This is a genomic window from Methanoculleus sp. (assembly GCF_030019085.1).
Taxonomy (GTDB): domain Archaea; phylum Halobacteriota; class Methanomicrobia; order Methanomicrobiales; family Methanoculleaceae; genus Methanoculleus.
In genome coordinates this window covers 1-2,124 of the sequence record NZ_JASEFJ010000049.1, presented here as the reverse complement: position 1 = coordinate 2,124, position 2,124 = coordinate 1, and the positions used below count along the sequence as shown (strand labels likewise).

Below are 2,124 nucleotides of genomic sequence, written 5' to 3'. Positions count from 1 at the left end.
GAGGATCCGGGGCAGCGGGGTCTTTATCCGTCTGCTGGGGAGGGGGTAACCCCCTTCCCAGACATCGATGTCCTTTCGGATGATATGATCCATGCAAAGCCCCATCCCGCAGACGATGCAGATCGCCACCGCCTCGCTATCCTTCCCCTCAAGTTCGCAGCAGTAACACTTCATGGCATCTCACCTAGACTGCCTCTTTCCACTGGCAGTATGACTGCCGGCGATCGACCAGGCTCGTTGTGGCACAGCCCTTGCAGGCCCGCATAGGGGCGGCCGGTGTCTCTTTCTCGAGCGCGATGATGTTTGTCATCAGCGTCGCGGTGACGGGTTCGCTCGTCAGGAGACAGGGGTAGTCGGCAAGCCGCATCAGTGCGGAGAACCTGACGGTTATGGCGCAGGCAGGGTAGGCATACCGCTGGGGGTTCATCAGGACATCGTTCTCATGGACGGGCGATAGGTCAACGGGGTACCTGCCGACCATGGGGCTCAACATCTCGTCGGAGCCGTTCCGGTTTCGCCGCGACTTATCCAGGAGTTTCCACCCGCGATAGATCATATCCATGAAGTCACAGTTGTGGAGTTCCGCCGCCGCTCCCCTGGCAGGATAGTTAAGGACGTAGTTGTGGAACCTCTTTGTGAGCAGGTCGACAACCATGGGTGCGTTGAGGGCATCCAGTTCGAGGATGTACTCGGTTGCCGTCGCCGACGCACCGGTCGCGAGAGAGAGGATGTCCCAGTAACTCTCGTAAGAATCGAGCGATTTCCGTAACGATGACTCAATAACCTCCGTAACAGCCTCGATCACCGCCATGATGACATCGTCCTTGCACATGTTAAAGGTCGACTGAGCGATGTGGTGCGCGACGTCACCCACACCGTATGCAGGGACTGTGAGGATGTTCGCGTAGTGAACACCGTCGTCGACCGCGGCGCGAACCGTCGGTTCCATCCGCTGCCGGTAACCGGCCATGTACTTCCTGGCGTCAAAGGAGGTCATCCCGGCAGCATCCATCAACTCCGCCTGGGCTTCAACCGGTTCGAGGTAGATCTTCTGCATCATCCTGATCTCGCGTGCCGTCGCCTCGGCGGGGGTTGCCCCTCCCTCGAGAGCATGCGCAAAGGTATCGCCGAACCCATAGGAAGTGTTCATCCCCCATGACTTTGCAGCCAGGATCGCCCGTTTGTGTTCTACGGGGATATCGGTCTTCTGCAGTACCCGGTTCACCACGTTGCTTGTGCTTCCGGGAACCAGAGCAAAGTCAACGACGCAGGTGGGACCGTAGAATCCGCCGTAGCGGCGCACCGCCTCCAGGCCGATCCTGGCCTCCGAGGCAGCGACCGCCTCTGCGAAGATCTCGACGCTCTTTGCAAACGCTTCATCCTGATCTTTCAGGATCTCAAGCACGACGGGCGTCTGGTAGTGCTCAACGAATGGGTCGTCTTCGGGGCGGACGGTCTTTGCAAGACTTTGAAGAACCTCGGTATGTGCAATAATGGAGTTCTTGTGAAGGTCTATTACCGCCGGACTCTGGTTGGCGATCGCTGTCATCTTTCTGGCAGCGTCTACGTAAGGTTTTGTGTCCGCGAGAGTGAACCGGGTGCCACGCTTCGCCTTTACCGTCTCCACGTCCGCTCGCTGAGCGGCCATGGCCTCATCGATCATCTTCTCGTAGAGTTCTCTCATGTCGATCACCTGTTATTGATCTTGCGGCAACCCCTTCAGGGTCACCGGGTTCAACATAACAGTTCTTAAACGAAGGAAGACACAGAAATCATGCACGATCCCGGAATCTGGCTGATGGAAGACCGTGAGAGAATAGATTGTCCTTGGTAGGGATCGCTTGAACGCTCCTCTGGAATGTTACGCATGCTCACGGGCTGTCCCCTGCATCTTCCACCTTCGAAACCTTGATAGGGTCCCGTCGATCGACGTATTGGTTCGTTAAGTGATATAACTTTTCTGCATACTCAGGAAAGGCCGTTAGGGGGGACGCAGAAGCCCAAAGACTCAGATGGAGTTACGAAGAAAAGTTTTGATCTCAGCGTGGGGTGATGACAGCAGGTCCTGATTCAGAGCCTGCCGGGCTACAGACCCGATGGTAGAGGGGGTCCCCGAAGGTTTTT

At 56.9% G+C, this 2,124-nt stretch carries 2 protein-coding genes; both read right to left on the bottom strand.

Annotated features, from left to right (window positions below):
* Window positions 1-174: DUF2180 family protein (locus QMC91_RS09885; protein ID WP_300238072.1), on the bottom strand; the 174-nt coding region annotated here is incomplete at its 3' end.
* Window positions 175-184: 10 nt separating this feature from the next.
* Entirely contained in the window at window positions 185-1,684 is a 1,500-nt protein-coding gene (locus QMC91_RS09880; protein ID WP_300238071.1) for a DUF2193 domain-containing protein, read from the bottom strand.
* Between the last annotated feature and the right edge of the window lie 440 nt (window positions 1,685-2,124).

Bases quoted from the DNA above. Each gene is read 5' to 3' on its own strand.
- QMC91_RS09880 (WP_300238071.1), bottom strand. From the start codon at position 1,684: ATGAGAGAACTCTACGAGAAGATGATCGATGAGGCCATGGCCGCTCAG.